The 23011-nt window shown below is 51.6% G+C and carries 20 protein-coding genes and 1 tRNA gene; 11 read left to right on the plus strand and 10 right to left on the minus strand.

The features are described 5' to 3' along the window. Window positions 1-50: 50 nt before the first annotated feature. On the plus strand, window positions 51-1403 hold the full coding sequence (gene pmbA / locus ACO0K9_RS00525; protein ID WP_422980722.1) for a metalloprotease PmbA: 1353 nt from the start codon (window positions 51-53) through the stop codon (window positions 1401-1403). 70 nt (window positions 1404-1473) lie between these two features. On the opposite strand, the gene ACO0K9_RS00530 is transcribed toward pmbA, so the two are convergent. The 6 genes from ACO0K9_RS00530 to argH form a co-directional block, all read right to left on the minus strand. After that, the gene (locus ACO0K9_RS00530) at window positions 1474-2187 is read right to left on the minus strand and encodes an ABC transporter ATP-binding protein (RefSeq protein ID WP_422982476.1); all 714 of its coding nucleotides are present in this window, start codon (window positions 2185-2187) and stop codon (window positions 1474-1476) included. An 8-nt stretch (window positions 2188-2195) separates the two neighbouring features. Further along, the gene (locus ACO0K9_RS00535; protein ID WP_422980723.1) at window positions 2196-2957 is read right to left on the minus strand and encodes an ABC transporter ATP-binding protein; all 762 of its coding nucleotides are present in this window, start codon (window positions 2955-2957) and stop codon (window positions 2196-2198) included. Then, a complete protein-coding gene (locus ACO0K9_RS00540) occupies window positions 2958-3836 on the minus strand; it encodes a branched-chain amino acid ABC transporter permease (RefSeq protein WP_422980724.1) in 879 nt (292 codons plus the stop codon). Between the two features lie 4 nt (window positions 3837-3840). Beyond that, on the minus strand, window positions 3841-4722 hold the full coding sequence (locus ACO0K9_RS00545; protein ID WP_422982478.1) for a branched-chain amino acid ABC transporter permease: 882 nt from the start codon (window positions 4720-4722) through the stop codon (window positions 3841-3843). Between the two features lie 174 nt (window positions 4723-4896). Beyond that, a complete protein-coding gene (locus tag ACO0K9_RS00550) occupies window positions 4897-6045 on the minus strand; it encodes an ABC transporter substrate-binding protein (RefSeq protein ID WP_422980725.1) in 1149 nt (382 codons plus the stop codon). 515 nt (window positions 6046-6560) lie between these two features. Beyond that, window positions 6561-7955, minus strand: coding sequence for an argininosuccinate lyase (gene argH / locus ACO0K9_RS00555; protein ID WP_422980726.1), 1395 nt, complete (start codon window positions 7953-7955; stop codon window positions 6561-6563). Between the two features lie 217 nt (window positions 7956-8172). Here argH and ACO0K9_RS00560 point away from each other — a divergent pair, with 217 nt between their 5' ends. Both ACO0K9_RS00560 and ACO0K9_RS00565 read left to right on the plus strand, forming a co-directional pair. Beyond that, window positions 8173-9210: a sensor histidine kinase gene (locus tag ACO0K9_RS00560; protein ID WP_422980727.1), complete on the plus strand. Its 1038-nt coding sequence runs from the start codon at window positions 8173-8175 to the stop codon at window positions 9208-9210. Continuing rightward, window positions 9210-10010 (plus strand): LytR/AlgR family response regulator transcription factor, encoded by an 801-nt coding sequence (locus ACO0K9_RS00565; protein ID WP_422980728.1) that lies wholly within the window; start codon window positions 9210-9212, stop codon window positions 10008-10010. Before ACO0K9_RS00560 ends, ACO0K9_RS00565 begins: the two co-directional genes overlap by 1 nt. Before the next feature lie 34 nt (window positions 10011-10044). On the opposite strand, the gene ACO0K9_RS00570 is transcribed toward ACO0K9_RS00565, so the two are convergent. Continuing rightward, a complete protein-coding gene (locus ACO0K9_RS00570; protein ID WP_422980729.1) occupies window positions 10045-10269 on the minus strand; it encodes a hypothetical protein in 225 nt (74 codons plus the stop codon). A gap of 415 nt (window positions 10270-10684) precedes the next feature. Beyond that, entirely contained in the window at window positions 10685-12043 is a 1359-nt protein-coding gene (locus tag ACO0K9_RS00575) for an ankyrin repeat domain-containing protein (protein WP_422980730.1), read from the minus strand. A gap of 357 nt (window positions 12044-12400) precedes the next feature. On the opposite strand from ACO0K9_RS00575, the gene ACO0K9_RS00580 reads away from it, so the two are divergent. Continuing rightward, window positions 12401-12652, plus strand: a complete 252-nt coding sequence (locus tag ACO0K9_RS00580) for a hypothetical protein (protein ID WP_422980731.1) — start codon at window positions 12401-12403, stop codon at window positions 12650-12652. A 132-nt stretch (window positions 12653-12784) separates the two neighbouring features. Next, window positions 12785-13159 carry a VOC family protein gene (locus ACO0K9_RS00585; protein ID WP_422980732.1) on the plus strand — a complete coding sequence of 125 codons (375 nt, stop codon included), beginning with the start codon at window positions 12785-12787 and terminating at the stop codon, window positions 13157-13159. Between the two features lie 166 nt (window positions 13160-13325). On the opposite strand, the gene ACO0K9_RS00590 is transcribed toward ACO0K9_RS00585, so the two are convergent. Then, window positions 13326-13402, minus strand: a tRNA-Met gene (locus ACO0K9_RS00590). A gap of 229 nt (window positions 13403-13631) precedes the next feature. Here ACO0K9_RS00590 and ppnN point away from each other — a divergent pair. Together ppnN and ACO0K9_RS00600 are read left to right on the plus strand one after the other, a co-directional pair. Then, entirely contained in the window at window positions 13632-15002 is a 1371-nt protein-coding gene (ppnN, locus tag ACO0K9_RS00595; protein WP_422980733.1) for a nucleotide 5'-monophosphate nucleosidase PpnN, read from the plus strand. 61 nt (window positions 15003-15063) lie between these two features. Then, a complete protein-coding gene (locus ACO0K9_RS00600) occupies window positions 15064-16020 on the plus strand; it encodes a chemotaxis protein (protein ID WP_422980734.1) in 957 nt (318 codons plus the stop codon). Between the two features lie 103 nt (window positions 16021-16123). Here the strand turns inward: ACO0K9_RS00600 and ACO0K9_RS00605 are convergent, their stop codons facing one another. Beyond that, window positions 16124-16549 carry a hypothetical protein gene (locus ACO0K9_RS00605; RefSeq protein ID WP_422980735.1) on the minus strand — a complete coding sequence of 142 codons (426 nt, stop codon included), beginning with the start codon at window positions 16547-16549 and terminating at the stop codon, window positions 16124-16126. A 286-nt stretch (window positions 16550-16835) separates the two neighbouring features. Between ACO0K9_RS00605 and ACO0K9_RS00610 the strand changes: the two genes are divergently transcribed. The 4 genes from ACO0K9_RS00610 (at window position 16836) to nadC (ending at window position 23008) form a co-directional block, all read left to right on the plus strand. Further along, window positions 16836-18773, plus strand: a complete 1938-nt coding sequence (locus ACO0K9_RS00610) for a CocE/NonD family hydrolase (protein WP_422980736.1) — start codon at window positions 16836-16838, stop codon at window positions 18771-18773. 25 nt (window positions 18774-18798) lie between these two features. Then, window positions 18799-20850 carry a M13 family metallopeptidase gene (locus ACO0K9_RS00615; protein ID WP_422980737.1) on the plus strand — a complete coding sequence of 684 codons (2052 nt, stop codon included), beginning with the start codon at window positions 18799-18801 and terminating at the stop codon, window positions 20848-20850. A 109-nt stretch (window positions 20851-20959) separates the two neighbouring features. Then, window positions 20960-22099, plus strand: a complete 1140-nt coding sequence (nadA, locus tag ACO0K9_RS00620; protein WP_422980738.1) for a quinolinate synthase NadA — start codon at window positions 20960-20962, stop codon at window positions 22097-22099. A gap of 42 nt (window positions 22100-22141) precedes the next feature. Then, window positions 22142-23008 carry a carboxylating nicotinate-nucleotide diphosphorylase gene (gene nadC, locus ACO0K9_RS00625; RefSeq protein ID WP_422980739.1) on the plus strand — a complete coding sequence of 289 codons (867 nt, stop codon included), beginning with the start codon at window positions 22142-22144 and terminating at the stop codon, window positions 23006-23008. Window positions 23009-23011 lie beyond the last annotated feature (3 nt).

Genomic DNA, 23011 nt, shown 5'->3' on the forward strand with positions numbered 1-23011 from the left:
GGTAATTCCATGGCAGTTTTTTCGTTTAGCTTCCCACAGAAACCCCATCTATGAGCAAACCAGTTTTCACCCATTCCCAAGACCAGTTAAAACAAATCGCGCAGGATATGTTGCGTTTTGCCCGTGAAAAAGGGGCATCTGATGCTGCGGTAGAGATCAGTGAGGGCGGTGGCCTGTCCATCAGTGTCCGCAAGGGCAAGGTGGAAACCATAGAGCAAAACCGTGACAAAGGCATCGGTATCACTGTGTATATCGGCCAAAGACGCGGCAATGCCAGTACCTCGGATTTTTCCGAGCAGGCACTGCGTGACTCGGTCGACGCTGCCTACAATATCGCCCGTTTTACGGCAGAAGATGATTGTGCCGGCTTGCCAGAGCCAGAATTGCTGGAATTGGCACCACGTGACCTGAAACTGTGCCACCCATGGCTGATCAGTGCCGAAGAAGCCATAGAACTGGCAAAACGCACGGAAGCAGCCGCGTTTGCGGTGGACAAGCGCATCACGAATAGCGAGGGTGCCAGCGTGCATGCCCAGCAATCGCATTTTGTGGCGGCCAATTCACGCGGTTTCATGGGTGGTTATCCGATTTCGCGCCATACCATTTCTGTTGCGCCGATTGCCGGCAAGGGTGCAAAAATGCAAAGGGATGACTGGTATTCATCCCAGCGCAATGCAAAAAAACTGGCCGACCCTGAATCCATAGGGCGTTATGCTGCTGAACGGGCACTGGCCAGGCTGAATGCACGCAAGCTGGATACCCGCAAATGCCCGGTCTTGTTTGAAGCACCGCTGGCGGCTGGCTTGCTGGGTTCGCTGGTGCAGGCAACTTCGGGTGGCGCACTGTATCGCAAATCCACTTTCTTGCTGGATTCGCTGGGTACCCAGATTTTCCCGGATCATATACAGGTGATGGAAGACCCGCATGTCATCGGTGCGGTCGGTTCTTCACCGTTTGATGATGAAGGCGTGAAAACACAGAAACGTCACATCGTCAGCAATGGGGTATTGCAAGGCTATTTCCTGTCCACTTATTCAGCCCGCAAGCTGGGCATGCAGACTACCGGCAATGCTGGCGGTTCGCATAATTTGTCAATGACATCATCGCTGACCAAGCGTTCGGATAATTTTGTCGCTATGCTGAAAAAGATGGGGCGTGGCTTGCTGGTGACTGAACTGATGGGGCAGGGCGTGAATTATGTGACCGGCGATTATTCGCGCGGCGCTTCTGGCTACTGGGTGGAAAACGGTGTGATTCAGTACGCCGTTGAAGAGATCACCATCGCCGGCAATATGCCAGACATGTTCAAGCAGATTGTTGCCATCGGTAACGACACCCTGATCAGAGGCACCAAACAGACAGGTTCCATCCTGATCGAGAACATGACGATTGCCGGTGGCTGATCGACGTTGTTCACCTTGAAAAAAAGACCATCTGATGCAGATGGTCTTTTTTTTGTTGGCGTGTGTTTGATCATGCGCCCAGATAAGCTTCGATGACCTTGGGGTTGCTGAGCAAGTTGGTCCCCGTGTCGCTGAGAACGATATTACCGTTTTCCAGCACATAGCCATGTTTGGCAATCTTCAGCGCCTGCCTGACGTTTTGTTCTACCAGCAGGATGCTGAGGCCGGTCTGATTGATTTCCTTCAGGATGCGGAAAATTTCCTGTACCACCAGTGGGGCCAGCCCCATCGAGGGTTCGTCCAGTAGCAGCACTTTGGGTTTTGCCATCAGGGCACGGCCTATGGCCAGCATTTGCTGTTCGCCACCCGATAAATTTCCTGCCAGGCCAGTCGCACGGTTTTTCAGGACAGGGAAGAGGGTGTACACCCATTCCATATCCTGCACTATCTGTGTCTTGTCCTTGCGGGTGTAGGCACCCAGCTCAAGATTTTCTCTGACGGTGAGCGTAGTCAGAATGGCGCGGCCCTCGGCTACCTGTACCACACCCTTTTGCACGATGTGGTGTGGCGACTTTTGGCTGATGTCTTCATCTTCAAGGAAGATTTGCCCGGAAGCTGATTTCAACAAGCCGGAAATAGCCAGCAGGGTGGTGCTTTTGCCGGCACCGTTGGCACCGACAAGGGCGGTGATTTCACCGGCATTGAGGGCCAGGCTGATGCCTTTGACGGCAGCGATATGACCGTACATGACATGCAGGTCCTGGACGCGCAGGATTTGGCTCATCCTCTGGCTCATTCCGCATCCTCCTTGCCAAGGTAGGCTTCAATCACATCCGGGTTGTTGCGGACTTCTTCGGGCGTGCCTTCGGCGATGATTTTGCCAAAATTGAGCACGGCAATGCGGTCGCATAATTCCATCACAAAGCGCATGTCATGTTCTATCATGAAAATCGAAAAACCGCGCTCACGTATATTCTTGATTTCTGCCATCAGTTCAGTTTTTTCTGCCGGATTCATGCCTGCTACCGGTTCATCCAGCAAGAGCAGCTTGGGCTGGGTGGCCAGGGCGCGCGCAAATTCCAGTTTGCGTTGCTCGCCATACGACAGGTTGTCTGCCAGCATATGTGCTTTATGGTCCAGCCTGACCCATGACAATAATTCGTGTGCGCGTTCTTTGGCCTGTTTTTCGGCATTTTTGTATGTGCCCAAATTGAACAACATGCTGGCCACGCCATAGTTGAGATGATCATGCATGCCGACCACGACGTTTTCCAGCAGGCTCATTTCCTTGAAAATTCGGATGTTCTGGAATGTGCGGGCAACGCCCAACTGGGTAATCTTGTGACTGGCCACCGTGGTCAGGTCCTGGCTATTAAAACGCAACTCGCCACTGCTGGGGCGCAGCAGGCCGGTAATCAGGTTGACGATGGTGGTTTTTCCAGCGCCATTGGGGCCAATCAAGCCATAGATACTGCCTTGCGGCATGGTGAAGCTGACATCCTGCAATACCCGCAGGCCGCCAAAATTTTTACTGACAGAACGTAATTCCAGCATTTAGCTAACCTTTCCGGAGCGTGATGATGTTAACTTTTTGCGAAAGTTTCTGATTCTTGCCGGGTCCCAGATACCTTTGGGTAAATACAGGATGACCAGTATGAGTATCAGGCCGTTGGCAGCCAGGCGGAAATTCTTTAAAGAGTGCATCAGTTCCGGTAACAGGCTGAGGCTGCTGCTGCCTATCAGCGGGCCGATCAAGTTGCTGGTGCCGCCGAAAACTGCCATGGTCAATATGTCCACCGCATTTTCAAATGCGTAGTTGCCTGGGCCTATGGTGAAGGTGTAATGCGCATTCAGGCCGCCAGCAATACCGGCGATGGATGCCCCCATCACAAACGCCAGCAGCTTGTAGCCACCGACATTCACACCCATGAGACGGGCGGCAATCTCATCTTCCTTGATTGCTTCAAAGGCACGGCCTATTTTTGAACGCCGCATCCTGGCCAGTACGAACAAGATCACCGCCAGCAGGATGACGATGTGCCACCACTCGGTTTTTTGGGGAATACCGTTCAGGCCCATGGGGCCGCCGGTGATTTCCATATTCAACACGATGACACGTACCACTTCACCAAAGCCCAGCGTCGCCATGGCCAGGTAGACACCGGAAAGACGCAATGTCGGTATGCCGATGATCAGCGCGACGATGGCAGGCATGATGGCACCGGCCAGCAAGGCCAATGGGAAGGGCAAGCCGGTCTGCATGCTGATCATGGAAGCGGTGTAGGCACCGATGCCCATGAATGCCGCATTGGCCAGTGACAGCAAGCCGCAAGACAAGGTCAGGTAAATCGAAAGTGCCAGCATGGCGTTGATGCCTATGCCAAAAATGACAGTGCTATAAATAGCCCAAAAACTATCCCACCATTCAAGCATAGTGTTACGCCTTTCTTTCCAGTACTCTGCCGAACATACCAGAAGGGCGTACCAGCAAGATGATAAATAACAGACCAAAAGCCACCGCGTCGCGGAAATCGCTCGACAGATAAGCAACGCTCATCACTTCAGCAAAACCGAGGAACAGGCCGCCTATCATGGCACCACGTATATCGCCCATGCCACCCAGGATAATCACGGCAATGCCCTTATGCAGCATGGGTTGCCCCATGAATGGGGAGATCGCATTGAACGACAGGCCGACCAGTACACCGGCAGCACCGCCCAGCGCAGCTGCGGCAAATGAAGTCAGGAAAAACAGGCCTTCAACATTGATGCCCAGCAAATAAGCAGCTTTGGGCGATTCGGCAATCGCCCGCAGGGCGCGGCCAATTTGCGTGCGACGCATGACTTGCAGCAGCACCAGCATCAGGACGAAGGCGATGACGACAATCGCAAGTTGTACCGCAGTCAGGTGCAGATTGCCAAGGCTGAAGCTTTCTTCCGGTATGGTGCCAAATGGGAAGCGTTTGTTTTCTGCACCAAAAATCCCCTGGGATATATTGGTGATCATGATGGCCACGCCTATGGTCGCAATCATCGGGGCAAGATGCGGGGCATTGCGTTTTCGTAATGGCCGCAAGACCAGAAAATCGACGATGACCCCCAGCAAGCCACAGGCCAGCATGGCCAGCAGCATGGCCACCCACAGGGGCATCTGCATAGAACTGACCAACAGCAGGGCAATATAGCTGCCCAGCATGAAAATCGCGCCGTGCGACAAGTTGATGACGCCAAGGACGCCGAACACCAGCGTGAATCCCAAGGCGAAAAGCGCGTACACGCTGCCAAGGGTCAGAGCGTTAATGAGTTGTTGTTCCAGCATGGGTATCCAGATGATTAGGATTGCTTTGCTTGCCTGTGCAGATGCAGGGCAGGTCACCGACACATGTGCACATGTGTATATTTCTATCGGATGAAAATCATCCCGGCAAGAGAAATCATGCAACGTGTATTGCTGACCCAGTGTGGCAGTGTGGGTCAGCAATACAGCGGCTATTTATTTTAATAATACAAATTTGCCGCCTTTGGCAATATTGACGATGGCATCTTGCTGCGCATCGTAGCCGGCTTCCTTGCCATCTTTGGGGGCGGCACGGCGGAAAGCGAATTTGCCGGTAGCACCTTCAATCTTCACGGCTGGCAAGGCGTCGCGCAATGCCAGGCGATCTTTTTCCAGGTTACCACTCAGGCTGACTTTTTTCAGTGCTTCGGCAACGATTTGCAACGCGTCAAATGCCTGTGCAGCAAACTGGTCAGGATCTGAACCAAACTTTGCCTTGTAGTCAGCCATGAAGCTCTTGTTGGCAGCAGACTGGTTTTCGGCAGACCATGGGCTGCCCATCAGGGTATTGTCGGCAGCGTCTTTGGCGATTTCAAACAGTTTTGGCGAGTTGAATCCATTGCCACCTATGAATGGCTGCTTCATGCCCAGAGAGCGGGTTTGCAGGATGATATTCGCCGCTTCTTCTGCCAGGCAGGAACAGACAATGGCGTCTGGATTGGATGCCTTGATCTTGGTCAACTGTGCTTTGAAATCCACGTCACCCTTGGCATAGGTTTCTGTATCCGTGGCCGGGATTTTTTGTTCGGCCAGGGCATTTTTGAAAACGTCGTAACCGCTCTTGGTAAAGGCATCATCATTGCCGTACAGGATAGCCACTTTCTTGATATTGAATTGCTTGACCGCTGCGCGTGTGGTGACTGGCAATACGTCCGCTTCCATGACGGAGTTGCGGAAAGTGAAAGGCCCCATATTGGTAATGCCGTCAGCGGTGTTGCTGGTGCCAAATACGACAGTTTTGGTGGCGTTGGCAATCGGGTCAGCAGCAAAGGCCGAATTGGACAGGGTAGGGCCAAAAATCATCAATACTTTTTCCTGGAACAGCAATTTTTTGAAGGCATTGATTGCTTCTTCCTTTTTGCCCTGTTCATCTTCAACCACCAGTTGTATCTTGTTGCCGTTCACACCACCCTTGGCATTGATCTGGTCTGCCGCCAGCGTGAAACCATTTTTGATGGCAACACCATATTTGGCTGCAGGACCGGTCAGGGCTTCGGCAACGCCGATTTTGATATCAGCAGCCTGGTTCAATGTGGAATAGGCCAAGAGGGTGGCAGCAGCTAATAATTTAAGACGGTACGACATGGTGATCTCCTGAAAAATTATGATGACTCTTGCGATTCGCAATGAGCAACACGGAACAGATGAATTGTGTTGTTCGTATCCCTTGCTATTCAGAACGAATTTGCCTGTCCAGATGCAAGGAATGCGAGATCGCTAAACTTATTGGATGTTTATTGTCACGAAGGATTGTATTGGCTGGCAACCGCAGCAGCAATAAAACGCCATGCTGCGATGCAATATCCATTACTTAAGTAGTACTACTGACGAGGCTGGTTTTTGGGCCCGGAAATGCTGGGCCAAAGAGGGGGCGAGCATGCCAGCGACTGCGTAAGCAGGTGCGCTGGCATGAGCGGGGACTGTTGTTTGTGGGGCTATTGGTGCTTGGAACCTGTTTGCGATCTGTAGCGAGCGAGCGTCAGCGGGGTCGGGGTAACAAAAACGCAGCGCAAAAAGCGGAATGTACTTGTAGTACATGAGCATTTTGAGCAGCGCATGAGCCCCGATCACGCATGCGCAGTAAGATCGGAAACAGGTTCTTATGTCAGTTGCTTGCGCACGCGGGCAATCGCTGCCTTGACCTGGTTTGGTGCGGTGCCGCCGATATGGTTACGGGCTGCAACCGAGCCTTCCAGTGTCAGTACTTCAAACACGTCTTCATTGATCAGGCTGGAAAAGGCGCGCAATTCTTCCAGTGACATATCGCTGAGGTCGCAAGCCTTGTCAACGCAGGTGCGTACCGCCAGTGCCACGGCTTCATGGGCATCACGGAAAGGCAGGCCTTTCTTGACCAGGTAATCGGCCAGGTCGGTTGCTGTGGCATAGCCTTGCAGCGCTGCTGCACGCATGGCTTCTGGCTTGACGCTGATGCCGCCAGCCATGTCGGCGAAGATGCGCAGGGTGTCGATCACGGTGTCCACGGTGTCAAACAAGGGTTCCTTGTCTTCCTGGTTATCCTTGTTGTAGGCCAGTGGCTGGCCTTTCATCAGGGTCAGCAGGGCAATCAGGTGGCCATTGACACGACCGGTCTTGCCACGCGCCAGTTCTGGCACATCCGGGTTTTTCTTTTGCGGCATGATCGACGAACCGGTGCAGAAACGATCAGCGATATCGATGAAGCCGACGCGTGGGCTCATCCAGATCACCAGTTCTTCCGACATGCGGGAAATATGCGTCATGATCAGCGCAGCAGCCGCGCAAAATTCAATGGCGAAATCGCGGTCAGAGACCGCATCCAGCGAGTTATAGCAGACTTCATCAAAACCCAGCGTCCTGGCAACGCGTTCCCGGTCAATAGGAAAGGTGGTGCCAGCCAAGGCAGCGGCACCCAGCGGCAGGCGATTCACACGTTTTCTGCAGTCGAGCATGCGTTCGCTGTCACGGCCAAACATTTCAACGTAGGCAAGTATGTGATGACCAAAGGTGATCGGCTGCGCCACCTGCATGTGGGTAAAACCAGGCAGGATGGTGTCGGCGTTTTTTTCGGCCAGGTCCAGCAAGGCACTGCGGAAGTCGGCCAGCAACACCACGATATTGTCGATGGCACTGCGCATGTACAGGCGGATGTCGGTGGCGACCTGATCATTGCGTGAGCGGCCAGTGTGCAGGCGTTTGCCGGCGTCGCCTACCAGTTCGGTCAGGCGTTTCTCTATGTTCAGGTGGACATCTTCCAGGTCGAGCAGCCATTCAAACTTGCCACTGTCGATTTCTGACTGTATCTGTGCCAGACCGCGCTGGATATCGGCATAATCCTGGGCACTGATGATGTGTTGTGCCTGCAGCATCTCTGCGTGGGCCAGCGAACCCTGGATATCAAAAGCAGCCATACGGTTGTCAAAAAACACCGAGGCGGTATAGCGTTTCACCAGATCTGAGACAGGTTCCGAGAAGCGGGCAGACCATGCCTCGCTTTTTTTATTGAATTGTGATGTCATAGTAATAGTTTGCCAATTTGGCTGCGTTTGCTTAAAGATTGGTGCAGATTATCCCAGATTTTGGCCTGCAATACCCTGTGACTTGGAGCTTGACTTGCGCAAAATGCCAATAATCCCGGTGCAATATCGCAGGTTTTGCAGTTTTTTATGCAATTTGGTCAGGCATGGGACATAGTCAGCACCTCATGCATGTGTGGCCCACCTCAATGAAACAAGAATGACGAAAAAAAACACCTTGCCACAAGATGAACCCCTGATACCCGATTGTTGCAATGTCGGCGTGATATCCCGTGTGCTGGTGACGGTCAATATAGTGGGCATGCTGGTGTTGTGGGCGCGTGGCGATAACTGGTATCTCGTGCTGCAGAATTTCCTGGAGAGTGCCATCCTGCTGGAAACCATCAGCCTGGTGTCGCTGTTATTGCTGTGTAACCTGCGCAGGCTGGCCATGCGCTTTCCCTTTCAGCCCTGGTTGCAGCGCTTGCTATGCGGCTTGTTACCAGCGGCAATTGCCGGCCTGTATTTGATGTATCTGAAAAACATGGAATGGTTTGAATACTCTTTCCCGCATTTTGATATCAATTTCGCGATGTTCAGTTGCTTCTTGCTGGGGCTGGCGTTCCAGCAGTATTTTGAATTGCGCGCCCGTGCATTTTCACCCGCGCTGGGCGAAGCCAGGCTACAGGCTTTGCAGGCACGCATCCGCCCGCATTTTCTGTTCAATAGCCTCAATACAGCACTGGCGCTGATCCGTACCGAGCCACGCCGGGCAGAACTGATGCTGGAAGATCTGGCTGACCTGTTCCGGGTACTGATGCGTGACAACCGCATCATGACCAGCTTGCGCGAAGAGGTGCGTCTGTGCGAGCAATATCTGGCAATCGAAAAAATACGACTGGGTGATCGCCTGCAGGTAGAGTGGGCCAGTGACCGGCTGAGTGAGCAAGACATGAAGGATATCGAAATACCTTCATTGCTGTTGCAGCCACTGCTGGAAAATGCCGTGCATTATGGCGTCGAGCCCTCAGTCATTCCAGCCAGGATAAAAGTGGAGCTGGGACGCTTGCTGGACAAGATCGAAATAATTGTTACTAACCCGTATCATGCTGACGCCAATTTAACATCTGGTAACCAAATGGCGCTGGAAAACATCAGGCAGCGATTAAGTTTGCTCTATGATATTGAAGCGCAATTGCAGTACGGTGTGAAGGACGCGCAATTTGAAATCAGACTGCATTTTCCAGCCAAGAGATGATGATTCCCAAGATACTGATCGTTGACGACGAGGCCCCCGCCAGGCAAAGGTTGATGACCCTTTTGTCCGACATACAGGTAGATTGTCCGACGGCAGTGCTGGGTGAAGCAGAAAATGCCATCTCTGCATTGGATCAACTGGCCAGTCTGCAGCCTGATATCTTGTTGCTGGATGTGCAAATGCCAGGCATGAGCGGCATAGAACTGGCACAGCACCTGGGGCGGCATCAGGCTGGTTTCCGTCAGCCTTCCATCATATTTGTGACAGCGTATGACGAATTTGCCGTCAAGGCGTTTGAAGTGCATGCGCTGGATTATTTGATGAAACCCGTGCGCGCCAGCCGTTTGCAGGATGCCATCCAGCGCGTCGCCGAACAGATTCGCGATGGCCGTCCTGCCACCTTGCCGGTGGTGGGTGGTGATAATGCCATCCCCAGGCGCAAGCATTTTTCTGTGCTGGAAAGAGGGCGCATTTTGCTGGTGCCGGTAGCCGAGGTGCTATTCCTTAAAGCCGAGCAGAAATACGTCACCCTGCATACCAGCCAGCGTGAATATCTGGTGGAAGAATCGCTGACATCCATCGAAACTGAACTCGGCGACCTGTTGGTCAGGGTGCATCGCAATGCCCTGGTGGCACGGGCTGCAATCAGTGGTGTGGAAAGAGCAGTGCAGGTGGTTGATGCAGAAGCCGGCCAGGAAAAAGTATCCGAATCCTGGCAGGTGATTGTGTCCGGCGCTACCGAACGCCTGCCCATCTCACGCCGGCAATGGCCGGTCATCAAGGCGCTGGTGCGTATGTAGTGGTGGTTGTAGTTCGTGGTCGCAGTTTGGTGGCTTAGCGCCAGACCGGCAAACCAGTCAGATCCGTATTTTCATCATGCACCCATGCTGGCAAGCCACTGCAATCCGTCGGCCCCAGTACCTCCAGCAATTCCAGTTGTTCCTGCTTCTTGCCCTGGCGCTGCACCAGTTGAACCACTTTTCTTGGCTCGCGTGCTACCGGCAGTGGTTCACCAAAGCCAGGCAATTCCAGGGTGGTGTTATCTTTGTTGTCTTTCATCAGGCTAAATGAGTGAGGCCGGCAGGTGTTGTGATGTTGTTGTCTAAAAAAAATGAAAAGGCATTTGTCGAAAATTGCCAGGCTGCCAGTCGTGACTGTTAGAAGGAGTGAAAATACTTCGACAATGCTGGATATGTATTTGCCAGAAGAAAATACAGTCATCTGCTTTGATTCAGGTTTTCACCTGTGCATCCATACCCGCATAAAGGACTGCGATTACACTCAAAACTGAGGCGCGAGAATAGCATGCCAATCAACAATTTGCAGCAAAATAGCCAAACGGTTTTGAAATAAAGTATGACTGGATAGCTTGCGCCTTAGGTTGCTAAAATTCAAGTAAACACCGGAATAGTCTCGTAAAAATTAGGCACGTAAATACTGCGTCGGTACTGGTTTGATATGAGGGGCTAGCCCCTCATTGTGCCAACTGTTGAATGTCATCCCGTGACGCGCAATTTCCCATTTGGAGGCTAACCTTGCCTTTGGGGGATGTGCATTTTATTAAACGAGTATTGGAATCCGACCTTTCCAGTATAGGTTTTACGGCAGTTACGGGTGTCATAATATCGGTTGGCGACGCGCATTTCCCGTGCTGGATCGTACTTGATCTGCCGTCAGGGGACGTACATCTGACATATTTCCAACTTTGAGTATTTTTGGCTGCTACATCTACTTTGGTTTTTTTCGCAATTGCTTCGATGGGTTCTGAAGGTCGTGCTGGTGGTTCGGGAATCAGTTCTCTCTGGTCAGATGGGGATGGGCAAGGGCCGTGGCGTTTGTTTACGTTTTTTGAATTCTTGCCATAGGATACACAACGGTAGGATTCAACAATTGCTCCCTTCGATATTAGAAATTTAACAATGTCTTCGTTGTGACTGCCTTTGGCTTTGTCAAGTGGAGATGATCCGTAGTCGGTTTCTGAATTTACATCTGCCCCTTTTTTCAATAACTGTTTTACTGTACTGAGGGTGCCATACTCAGCGGCCATATGGAGTGCAGTTTTACCCTCATTCGAGCGAAGAGTGACATCAGCCCCTCTGGCGAGCAATAATTGTGAAATTTCAGCTTTTTCATCAAAAAGAGCAAGCATTAACAGCGATTGGCCGTGTTCGTCTCTGGCGTTAATGTTTGCCCCTTTCGTCAGCAGTAGCTCTACAATATCTTTCCTCCCAGTTTCCAGTGCCACATGCAACGGGGTACGTTGTTTATTATCTTTTGCATTTACATCTGCCCGATGCGTCAACAGCAACGCAACCAAGGGTTTGTTCTCAGAATCAGTCGCCTCATGCAAAGCCGTCGAGCCTTGAGAATTTTTTGCATCGATCCGAGCACCTTTTTGCAGTAACCATTGAGCAATGCGTTTTTTACCTCCTCTAGAGTACGATGCCCAAAGCAGTGGTGTCGAGCCCAGCTGATCTGTAGCGTTCACATCGGCGCCCTTTGCCAGTAGAATCTCGGCGATGTCTTCTCTTCCTTCAGGAACACTAAATAAAGGCGTTTTGCCATCATCGTTTTTGGCGTTGGCACTTGCTCCAGCGTCCAGAAGCTTTTTGACGAGATCTTTATTTCCGTTTAGCGTTGCGACATATAAAGGGGTGCAGCCGACGTTGTCATGGACGTTGATGTTGACGCCACGGGCAAGCAATTTATCTATTTGGACCATGTTGTTTCGGCTGACTGCTTCGAATAACAACTCAACATCTTTTGTTTGAGCTTGCACCGGACATGCAATTAAGATGAAGGCAAAAATGTAGCAGGCTTTAAGGATTTTCATGAAGGTGTTTAAAGGTAAATTGCTAATCCGGGTTTTTTTGAGAGAGAGCTTACTTCTCGTCTTTCAGTAACACAATCGCATATCGATTGCAAACGAACGAGAATGTTTGGCGATCAGTGAGTTGCTGAACTTTTCGGCTACAAGTCAGTTGCGCAGACTTTTTTGACTTCGGCATTCAGTCAATGCTAACAGCTTAGTTTTTTTTGCGAAACCCATTATCGCTGTTATGTTCATGTTGGCGCAACTGCGATGCCAATTGGCGTGGGTGATTTTTCTGCGACTTCGATCATGTCTTTCCGTTTGCCTGCGATAACATTTGGGTCTGATTTTTATTGAACAATCAATATTGGAGGAAGTATGGGGAGTTTGTTCTTTATCGGCTTGTTGTTTACGATGTCTTTTTGTTGTTTTGTAATAGCCGCTAAAGGTAGTTCTTTTTGGTGGTTTGTCGGTGGACTGGCTCTATTGTATGTAGCTGTTTATGCAGTTAAACAGCTGAAAAAGGAAATGAAGACCGGTTCCGATGACCCATCTTGGAAATTTACTGCGATAGCAATATTGGTTGTGTTAGGGGGAGTAGGATTATGCTACTTGCCTACACTTTTGTAATCTACTATCGGGCCATTTAGAATATTCTTTTGACTAAGATGTGCCTGTAGGCATGGTGATGGATAAATTGCCATTTGCCTCTTTAAGACAAGTCTTTCCTCGTGCAAGCACACACTTAATTTAGGATAAGCCATGTTTGATCACGTTAAATTCGGAGTCAGCGACTATGCTGCGAGCAAAGCCTTCTTCCTCAAGGCGCTGGAACCGCTCGGCGTCGCTGTGGTATCTGAGGGAGTTCCGACGTATGGTGTCGAGCTTTGCGCAAAAGACGAAGTCTCATTGTGCCTGTATCAAACCGAGCAGAAGCCGGCGCATCTTCACCTGGCCTTCCGGGCCGCGAGTCGCCAGCAAGTGGACGCCTTCTATCACGCAGCGCTTGAAGCTGGCGGCAAAGACAATGGTGCGCCTGGTCTGCGACCGCAATATCAGGGCAGGTACTATGCCGCTTTTGTCATTGGTCCAGACGGCCACAACATCGAAGCGGTATACCACGAACCCGGGGCCTGATTTTTCTATTCAGGCGCTGCCGTCCGCTGTTATCCGCAGTTATTTCATCTGACACGCATCTTGATCGCTCGATGCGCGATATTCTCAGTAACGATGGCATACCCATGCTGAATACAACAACGCCACCTAAAAGCTGCTAAACGCAGCCGGTGGCGTGTTGTCAATTTGGTTGCGGGGGCAGGATTTGAACCTACGACCTTCGGGTTATGAGCCCGACGAGCTGCCAGACTGCTCCACCCCGCGTCTGAAGGAAGCGAATTGTACATGGCATCGGTGTGGCTTACAATCTATATGTGTAAATATTTTTATACGATTTAGCACCGCAACAATTGTTCGCAAATTCTTGCATCAAAAAAACATCGCTATTGCGGAAGTTGGATAGAAATCCATGCATAATGGATGTACGGTATGCTTGGCAGTATAGTCATGCGCAGCAAGCCTGTGCGCTATTTTCAGGAGTGAAAAAGTAGTCATGGAATTTGAAGTAATCGACACCCAGATTTCCCCGGAAGGCCGGATGGAAGTGCTATCCAAGGCCGAAGTGCTGCAATTGCTGGACAATAGTCATGGCGGTTTGTACCAGGTGTTTCGCAGTTGCGCGCTGGCTGTACTGAATTGCGGCAGTGGCCTCGATGATGGCAAGGAATTGCTGGAACGCTATAAGAGCTTTGATATCAGCATCGTACAGCGCGAACGTGGCATCAAGCTTGATGTCAAGGGCGCACCTGCCAGTGCTTTTGTGGATGGCGTGATGATCAGGGGCATACAGGAACACCTGTTTGCCGTGTTGCGCGACATTCTGTTTATCAAGGCTGAAATTGGCGATGACAGCAAGTTTGATCTGGACACCACGGAAGGTATCAGTGATGCCGTGTTCCATGTCTTGCGCAATGCCAATCTGCTGCGCCCGCAAGTGAACCCGAATATGGTGGTGTGCTGGGGCGGGCATTCGATTTCGGGTGCAGAATATGATTACACCAAGCAGGTAGGTTACCAGTTGGGCTTGCGTGGCATGGATATCTGCACTGGTTGCGGCCCAGGTGCCATGAAGGGCCCGATGAAGGGGGCAACCATCGGTCATGCCAAGCAAAGGGTGACCACCGGGCGTTATCTGGGGATTACCGAGCCTGGCATCATTGCTGCTGAAGCACCTAACCCCATCGTGAATGATCTGGTGATCTTGCCGGATATAGAAAAACGACTGGAAGCATTTGTGCGCGTGGGCCATGCTGTCATCGTGTTCCCTGGTGGTGCCGGTACGGCAGAAGAGATTTTGTACCTACTGGGGATTTTGCTGCACCCCGACAATGCTGAATTGCCTTTCCCATTGATCTTTACCGGGCCGGAAAGCGCGGCAGATTATTTCCGCCAGATTGATCAGTTCATTGCGGCAACCCTGGGCCCACAAGCACAAAAGAGTTATCAGATCATAGTGAATGATCCGGCCCGCGTGGCACAGGTTGTACATACCGGTATCAAGAAGGTACGCGAATTCCGCAAGGCCAGGGGCGATGCCTATTATTTCAACTGGTTACTGAAAATCGATGCCGAATTCCAGAGGCCGTTTGAACCCACGCATGAAAACATGCGTAATCTGGCTTTGCACAAAAACCAGGAAACCCATTTGCTGGCAGCCAATTTACGGCGTGCCTTCTCGGGGGTGGTGGCCGGCAATGTCAAGAACCAGGGCATACGGGCGATAGAAAAGCATGGACATTTTGAAATTCGTGGCGATAGTGAAATAATGGCATCAATGGATACCTTGCTGGCATCCTTTGTAGCCCAAAGCCGTATGAAGTTGCCGGGCAAGGCTTATACCCCTTGCTACCGTGTTATAAAGTAATGCGTGGCAGTCAAACCGTAGGATAATAGGCTTGGTCCTATCACTTTTGAGGAAAACAGACATGAGTTCCGTACAACAGGAAGTTGACGAACGTACCAACCTCACCGCGTCGAACAAATTTGAGCTGTTGCTGTTCCGTCTGGGTACGGATGGCAGTAGCGAGCGATCTGAGTTGTTTGGCATCAACGTTTTCAAGGTACGCGAAATAGTTGCCATGCCTACCATCACCGGCATGGCCGGGGCGATGCCGCATATGCTGGGGGTAGTGAATTTGCGTGGGCAAATCATCCCTGTGATCGATTTGCCGGCAGTGGTGGGGCTGAAGCCCAAGACTGGCCTGAATATCATGCTGGTGACTGAATATGCCCGTACCACGCAAGGTTTTGCGGTGGAATCGGTGGAAGAAATCGTCCGCCTGGACTGGAGCCAGGTCTTGTCGGCTGAAAGCAGTGCGGCGGGTGGCATGGTGACCAGCATTGCCCGTCTGGATGGCGATACGGAAAATACCCGTCTGGCACAGGTGCTGGACGTGGAGCAGATTTTGCGCCAGATTACGCCGTCTGATACCAAGGATGTCGACCCGGAAACTATTGGTGCCAAGCTGCAGATGATACCTGGTTCTGCTATTTTGGCAGCCGATGATTCTGCAGTAGCCCGTGGCTTGATTGAGCAGGCGCTGACGGCAATGGGTGCCCAGTTCATCATGACCAAGACCGGCAAGGAAGCCTGGGAGAAATTACAGTCCCTGGCAGCAGCGGCACAGGCAGAAGGCAAGGGCGTGCGCGACAAGGTGTCGATGGTATTGACGGATCTGGAAATGCCGGAGATGGATGGTTTTACCCTGACACGTAAAATCAAGAGCGATGACCGCTTCAAGTTCTTGCCGGTAGTGATTCATTCTTCATTGTCTGGCGCCACCAACGAAGACCATATCAAGACCGTGGGGGCGGATGCCTACGTTGCCAAATTTGTTGCCGAAGAATTGGCCGCAACCATACGCGCTGTATTGGCAAAATAAAGTGTGAAAAGCAAGGTTTTTGCAGATATTTTGCAGATGCAGGGTAAGTAAAAAGGGTGCAATTAATGATTGCACCCTTTTTTATTTCTTATCCCGGTATCAGCTATCTGGAAGTCGCTGCCGGCACGCGCTGCCAGCCGCCAGGGCAGTTTTTGATTGCAGGGTAAAAACCATCAGGCTGATGGCAATACAGCCAGTCTTTGCCCGCATTGTATTGCGGATTGACGTCTGGCTGGCTGATGACATTGCTTTCGTTGCCGTAGGGCTGCTCTATCACCTCTGTGTAGCGGGTGACCGGTGCAACATAACTGACCGAAGGGGCAATCACCACGCTGCTGTAATACGGCCAGCCATAGTCATATGGATAGTAGCGCGAACCGTAGGAATAACGTGCGCCGTAATAAATCGGAAACGGGTTAATCGAAATCCCCAGGCTGACCCGTGGGCGGAAGTGGCTGGAGTGCGCCATAGCCGGGAAGCTAACAGCCAGCAAACTGCAGACCAGAAGAATTCTTTTCAGTGTATTCATGATATTCTGACAATATAATGATAAATTTCAGGGTGATTCTATAGCTTAGGACGAAAACAGGAAACTTATTGCTGGAATTACACTCAGTTACTATTCTTGAGCTTCCTTGACAAAATCAGCGCGACGGCGACGCAGCAACCGCAGATAGCCGCCAGAGTCGTTGATTGTGTCCTGCAGTAGTCTTCACTTTAGTCTGGATTGAAACTTTGCAGCAAGCCCAGAAATAAACCCTGATACAAGCCTCTAAACCAGACCCCCGTTTATACAGGATATTATGCAATTTCTGATGAAAAAATGTGCAAGCTTGTGTGCGCTTGCCTTATTTGCCAGCTTCCCGGCCTATGCCGAATCAGCCATGGCGGATGCCCCTGAAGCTGCCAAGCCTGCCATACGCGAGCTATATACCAAGTACGAATACCAAATCCCCATGCGTGATGGTGCGCGCCTGTTCACGGTTGTCTATGTACCCAAGGACAGCAGCAAGACCTATCCTTTCCTGATGAACCGTTCGCCTTATGGCAGTGGTGTACACGAGGGTGACCAGTCACACTATGGAGTGGATTTTTATCCTTCTTCACTGGGGCCGTCGAAAGAATTTGATCAAAGCGGTTATATCTTCGTGAAGCAGGATGTGCGTGGTCGTTTTATGTCGGAAGGTGTGTGGCAAGAAATGACACCTCACGTCAAAGCCAGCAAACAGGCGGGCGAAGGCGTGGAAAGCCAGGATATGTATGACACCGTTGAATGGCTGTTGAAAAACGTCAGAGGTAATAACGGCAAGGTTGGTATCTGGGGTATTTCTTACCCTGGTTTTTATACTTCGGCCAGCATCATCGATTCGCATCCCGCGATCAAGGCAGCATCGCCACAGGCACCGGTCACAGACTTGTTCATGGGGGATGATTCCTACCATGGTGGCGCTTTCATGCTGGCGGCCAATTTTGGTTTTTATTCCAGCTTTACGATAGAAAAAAATCCGACGACCTTGCCCAAGCGCTGGGAATCATTCGATTTTGGTACATCCGATGGCTATGAATTTTTCCTCAAACATATGAGCCTGAAAAACATCACGGCGCAACTGACAGACAAACAGCGCGAGTTGCTGATACCGACGATAGAACATACGAGTTATGACGATTTCTGGAAAAGCAGGAATATCGCTGCCCACCTGAAAAACATCAAGGCTGCCGTGCTGACTGTCGGTGGCTGGTATGACGCTGAAGATCCGCAAGGGCCATTGACGACTTATCACAGCATCAAAAACAATAACAAGGGCTATTACAACGGCCTGGTGATGGGGCCGTGGTCGCATGGTGCCTGGAGTGGTGCCGACGGCAAGTCGCTGGGGAATGTGAATTTCGACACCAAGACCGGCGAATACTACCGCAAGAATATTGTTTTCCCTTTCTTCGAGCAGTATTTGAAAGGCGCCAGCGGCAAGGCTTTGCCAGAGGTGACCGTGTTTGAAACTGGCACCAATGTCTGGCGTGAATATGCCAGTTGGCCGCCACAGCAGGCACAAAAGCGCACGCTGTATTTTGGCAGTGATGGCAGCCTGAGCTGGAAAGAACCGCAGACCGAATTCAATACCTTTGACGAATACATCAGCGACCCCAAAAAGCCCGTGCCTTTCATTTCTTACGCAGCAACCGGCGCACCGCGTGAATATGTGGTGTCTGACCAGCGCTTTGCTTCCAGTCGCCCCGACGTGCTGGTATACCAGACCGCGCCACTGGAAGAAGATGTGACCCTGGTCGGGCCGGTTAATCCAAAATTGTTTGTGTCCACGTCGGGTACGGATGCTGACTGGATCGTGAAACTGATCGACGTGTATCCATCCACCTATCCAGACAAGCAGGTGGTGCGCGACCGGGCCAACGACGTGCAGCCACCTGTAGTCACCATGGCGGGGTACCAGCAACTGGTGCGGGGAGAGCCTTTGCGCGGCAAGTTCCGTAACAGCTTCGAAAAACCCGAACCTTTTGAGCCGGGCAAGGTAGCCGCCATCAGCTATACCATGCCGGACATCCAGCATACTTTCCGGCGCGGCCATCGCATCATGGTGCAGGTGCAAAGCACCTGGTTCCCGCTGGTGGATTTGAATCCGCAAAAATTCATGGATATCCCCAAGGCCAATCCGGAAGATTTCACGAAAGCGACGCAACGGGTGTATCGTTCCCCTGGCCAGTATTCAGGGATAGCCGTACAGGTGTTGCCGCAATAAATATAAAAAAAGAGGGAAATAAAAAATGGAAACAAAAAATATTCTCAAACGCAGTCTGCTGGCCAGTCTGGTGGGCCTGGCATGCATGGGCCATCTGGCGATGGCTGAAACTGCCACCTCCAATCAATTGGTGCTGGAATCCATGACCATGGATAAAAAGACCGATCCCTGCAAGGATTTTTTTCAGTATGCAAATGGGGAATGGCTGAAAGCCAATCCTATTCCTGTGGATCGCGCACGTTATAGCGCCTACGACGAAGTCACGGAAAGAAATCTGGCTGCGCTGAAACAGATTGCGGAAGCTGCCACCACCGGCGAAGGCAAGAGCCGTGCAGCGCAACTCGTTGGCGCTTTTTATGCCAGTGGCATGAACGAGGCGCAGATAGAAAAAGAGGGCGCTAAACCGCTGGAGCCACAGCTTGCAAAAATCAATGCCATTCAGGACAGCCAGCAATTGCTGATCGTCATCGCTGGCCTGCATAAGCAGGGTGTCATGCCACTGTTTGGTTTTGCTGTTGATCAGGACGCAAAAAACACCACACGTTATATTCCAGAAATCATGCAGGGCGGCCTGGGTTTGCCGGACCGCGACAATTACCTGAAGAATGACGCCAAAACCAAAGAGATACGCAGCAAATACCTGGCCTATGTAGCACAGATTTTTAGCTTGCTGGGTGATGCGCCAGATCAGGCCAAACGTCATGCGGCTATCGTCATGACGCTGGAAACCCGTCTGGCCAAGGCATCGCTGACCAAGGTGGAACTGCGTGATCCACAAGCCAGTTATCACCTGACAGATTTGAATGCCTTGCAAAAGAGCGATAAGAAAACCGACTGGGCGGCTTATTTCAATGCGCTGGGTCTGGCCCAGCCAGGGCAGTTCAATCTGGCACACCCCAAATTCATCGCCGAAGCCGGGCGCATGATGCAGAGTGTTAGCCTGGATCAATGGAAAACCTATTTGCGCTGGCAACTGGCCAATGCCGCTGCCCGCGACCTGAGTGCAGACTTTGTCAACGCCAACTTCGATTTCTACGGCAAAACCCTGGCGGGCACCAAAGAGTTGCAACCACGCTGGAAGCGCGTCTTGGGTGCAATCGATGTCATGGCAGGCGAAGCCATGGGGGAATTGTATGTAGCGAAATTCTTTGGTCCCGAAGCCAAGACGGGTGTGCTGGAAATGGTGGGCAACATCAAGCTGGCCATGCGCGACAGTATCAGCAAGCTGGAATGGATGTCGGATACGACCAAACAGCAGGCCTACAAAAAGCTCGATACCCTGATCGTCAAGATAGGCTATCCCGATGTCTGGCGTGATTATAGCAATCTGCAAATCGACACCGGCCCCTATGCAGCGAATATGGCGCGCGCGGCAGAATTTGAATTCAGGCGCAACCTGGCCAAACTGGGCAAGCCCATAGACAGGAATGAATGGGGCATGACACCACAGACGGTGAATGCCTATTACAATCCCACCATGAATGAAATGGTGTTCCCGGCGGGTATTTTGCAACCGCCTTTGTACCATGTGAATGCCGACCCGGCGGCCAACTATGGCAATACCGGTGCCACCATCGGCCATGAACTGACGCACGCCTTTGATGATGAAGGCCGCCAGTATGATGCCGAAGGCAACCTGAAAAGCTGGTGGACCAAGCCGGATGAGAAAAAATTCCTGCTGCGCGTCAAAGCCATAGAAAAACAGTTTGACGAATTTAATCCTATCGACAAATTACATATCAATGGCAAGCTGACAGCCGGTGAAAACATTGCCGATCTGGGCGGGATGAAAGTCGCCCTGCAAGCCCTGCACAAGTCGCTGGAACATAAACCACAAGCCAAAGAGATTGATGGCTTGACGGTAGATCAACGCTTCTTTGTTGCCAATGCACAAAGCTTCCGCAGCCTGATACGCGACGAGATGCTGCGTATGAAACTGACAATAGACCCACATGCACCAGACAAATACCGCGTCATTGCGCCACTGGCAAACATGCCTGAATTTTCTGAAGCTTTCCAGTGCAAGGGAGAACGTTCTCCTCTGCGTCCAGCGGCGACCCGGGTAAATATCTGGTAAGAGCGTATACTATGGCCTGGAATGCAGCTTGGGGATGCCCCTGAGCTGCCAGATATTTCTTGTCATCAGAGTGTCGCACCATGCGTGCACTCCAGATATGTAGGGCGATATGGACCATATGGAAACCAAAGTTGTTGAATTTGAACGTCCACAAATGGATGTGGGCAGTAGCTGTACCGCCAACGCATGGGCACGCGTGCCTGATGTACCTTCAGCCATAGAGCGACTGGAACTGAAAGCCAGGGTGCGCCAGTTGTTGAAAGAAAAACAGGCGGTGCTGGTTGCGCATTATTATGTCGATGCCGAATTGCAGGATCTGGCAGAAGAAACCGGTGGCTGTGTGTCCGATTCGCTGGAAATGGCGCGTTTTGGCCGGGATCACCCCGCCAAAACCCTGGTCGTGGCCGGCGTCAAATTCATGGGTGAAACGGCAAAAATACTCAGCCCTGAAAAAACCATTTTAATGCCCGACCTGGATGCAACCTGCTCGCTGGATCTGGGTTGTCCGGCAGATGAATTCGCCGCCTTCTGTGATGCCCACCCTGACCGTACCGTGGTCGTCTATGCCAATACCAGCGCTGCTGTCAAAGCACGTGCTGACTGGATGGTGACATCCAGCATAGGCCTGGACATCGTTGCACATTTGCATGCGCAGGGTAAAAAGATACTCTGGGCACCGGACAAGCATCTGGGGGCGTATATCCAGAAACAGACCGGTGCTGACATGTTGCTGTGGCAGGGCTCTTGTCTCGTGCATGATGAATTCAAGGGAGTAGAGCTGGATTTGCTGAAGGCAGAACACCCGAATGCCAAAATCCTGGTCCACCCTGAATCACCGGCAGCCGTGGTTGCCCTGGCTGACATGGTTGGTTCCACTTCGCAAATGATCCACGCAGCCCAGACCCTGGATGCCGATGAATTTATCGTCGCCACCGACAATGGTATCTTGCACAAGATGCAGATGGCAGCACCGACAAAACGTTTTATCGTTGCCCCTACCGCAGGCAATAGCGCGACTTGCAAGAGCTGTGCACATTGCCCCTGGATGGCCATGAATGGCTTGCGCAATCTGGTGCAGGTGCTGGAAAACGGCAATAATGAAATCCAGGTTGATCCTGCTGTCGGCCAAAAAGCCAAGGTCTGCATAGACCGCATGCTGGATTTTGCAGCGGCCAAAAAAGCCAATGTGCGTCCTTCCGCTGATCTGGCGAAAGAAGCCACACTGTTTTCTGGCATAGGCCCAGCCTGAATACTGCGCAAGAATAATCAAATTAATTGAGGTTTACTAGATATGCCTGATAATTTAAAGAATACGCATTTCCCCTTTGACACGGATTTGCAAACAGCATTTGAACGCAATATAAGCGACGCACTGGCCGAAGATGTCGGTGCTGTCGACCTGACAGGTCTGCTGGTGCCAGACGACGAAGTGGTGCAGGCGCAAGTCATCGTGCGTGAAGACGCCATGTTGTGTGGCGCCCCCTGGTTCGATGCCGTCATGACGGCCCTGGATGCAACTATTGAAGTGGACTGGCAATACGCTGAAGGCGCACAGATGAAGGCAAACACCATCGTCTGCAAAATCAAGGCACCTGCCAGAGCCTTGCTGACAGCCGAACGTTCTGCTTTAAACTTCCTGCAATTATTGTCTGCCGTGGCAACCGCCACCAGCAAATATGTCGCCATCATCGCAGGTACAAAAGCAGCGATACTGGATACCCGCAAAACCTTGCCGGGTCTGCGTCTGGCACAAAAATATGCAGTCCGTGTAGGTGGTGGCAAGAACCAGCGCCTGGCTTTATACGATGGCATCCTCATCAAGGAAAACCACATTGCCGCTGCCGGTGGTGTGGCCGCCGCCATGCAGCAGGCCCTGAGCCTGAATGCCGGTGTGACTATACAAATAGAAGTGGAAACCCTGGAGCAATTGCAGACCGCACTGAATGCTGGTGCCACCTCCATCTTGCTGGACAACTTCAACACCACCATGATGCGCGAAGCCGTGACCATCACCGCTGGCCGTGCACTGCTGGAAGCATCTGGCGGGATTGATCATGCATCGGTCAGGGCAATCGCCGAAACCGGTGTCGACCGCATTTCCATCGGTAGCCTGACCAAGGATATCAAGGCGACGGATTATTCTTTAAGAATAATTTAATGC

This window comes from Undibacterium sp. Ji50W (assembly GCF_049340445.1).
Lineage (GTDB): Bacteria > Pseudomonadota > Gammaproteobacteria > Burkholderiales > Burkholderiaceae_D > Undibacterium.

Bases quoted from the DNA above. Each gene is read 5' to 3' on its own strand.
- pmbA (WP_422980722.1), top strand. From the start codon at position 51: ATGAGCAAACCAGTTTTCACCCATTCCCAAGACCAGTTAAAACAAATC.
- ACO0K9_RS00530 (WP_422982476.1), bottom strand. From the start codon at position 2,187: ATGAGCCAAATCCTGCGCGTCCAGGACCTGCATGTCATGTACGGTCAT.
- ACO0K9_RS00535 (WP_422980723.1), bottom strand. From the start codon at position 2,957: ATGCTGGAATTACGTTCTGTCAGTAAAAATTTTGGCGGCCTGCGGGTA.
- ACO0K9_RS00540 (WP_422980724.1), bottom strand. From the start codon at position 3,836: ATGCTTGAATGGTGGGATAGTTTTTGGGCTATTTATAGCACTGTCATT.
- ACO0K9_RS00545 (WP_422982478.1), bottom strand. From the start codon at position 4,722: ATGCTGGAACAACAACTCATTAACGCTCTGACCCTTGGCAGCGTGTAC.
- ACO0K9_RS00550 (WP_422980725.1), bottom strand. From the start codon at position 6,045: ATGTCGTACCGTCTTAAATTATTAGCTGCTGCCACCCTCTTGGCCTAT.
- argH (WP_422980726.1), bottom strand. From the start codon at position 7,955: ATGACATCACAATTCAATAAAAAAAGCGAGGCATGGTCTGCCCGCTTC.
- ACO0K9_RS00560 (WP_422980727.1), top strand. From the start codon at position 8,173: ATGACGAAAAAAAACACCTTGCCACAAGATGAACCCCTGATACCCGAT.
- ACO0K9_RS00565 (WP_422980728.1), top strand. From the start codon at position 9,210: ATGATTCCCAAGATACTGATCGTTGACGACGAGGCCCCCGCCAGGCAA.
- ACO0K9_RS00570 (WP_422980729.1), bottom strand. From the start codon at position 10,269: ATGAAAGACAACAAAGATAACACCACCCTGGAATTGCCTGGCTTTGGT.
- ACO0K9_RS00575 (WP_422980730.1), bottom strand. From the start codon at position 12,043: ATGAAAATCCTTAAAGCCTGCTACATTTTTGCCTTCATCTTAATTGCA.
- ACO0K9_RS00580 (WP_422980731.1), top strand. From the start codon at position 12,401: ATGGGGAGTTTGTTCTTTATCGGCTTGTTGTTTACGATGTCTTTTTGT.
- ACO0K9_RS00585 (WP_422980732.1), top strand. From the start codon at position 12,785: ATGTTTGATCACGTTAAATTCGGAGTCAGCGACTATGCTGCGAGCAAA.
- ppnN (WP_422980733.1), top strand. From the start codon at position 13,632: ATGGAATTTGAAGTAATCGACACCCAGATTTCCCCGGAAGGCCGGATG.
- ACO0K9_RS00600 (WP_422980734.1), top strand. From the start codon at position 15,064: ATGAGTTCCGTACAACAGGAAGTTGACGAACGTACCAACCTCACCGCG.
- ACO0K9_RS00605 (WP_422980735.1), bottom strand. From the start codon at position 16,549: ATGAATACACTGAAAAGAATTCTTCTGGTCTGCAGTTTGCTGGCTGTT.
- ACO0K9_RS00610 (WP_422980736.1), top strand. From the start codon at position 16,836: ATGAAAAAATGTGCAAGCTTGTGTGCGCTTGCCTTATTTGCCAGCTTC.
- ACO0K9_RS00615 (WP_422980737.1), top strand. From the start codon at position 18,799: ATGGAAACAAAAAATATTCTCAAACGCAGTCTGCTGGCCAGTCTGGTG.
- nadA (WP_422980738.1), top strand. From the start codon at position 20,960: ATGGACCATATGGAAACCAAAGTTGTTGAATTTGAACGTCCACAAATG.
- nadC (WP_422980739.1), top strand. From the start codon at position 22,142: ATGCCTGATAATTTAAAGAATACGCATTTCCCCTTTGACACGGATTTG.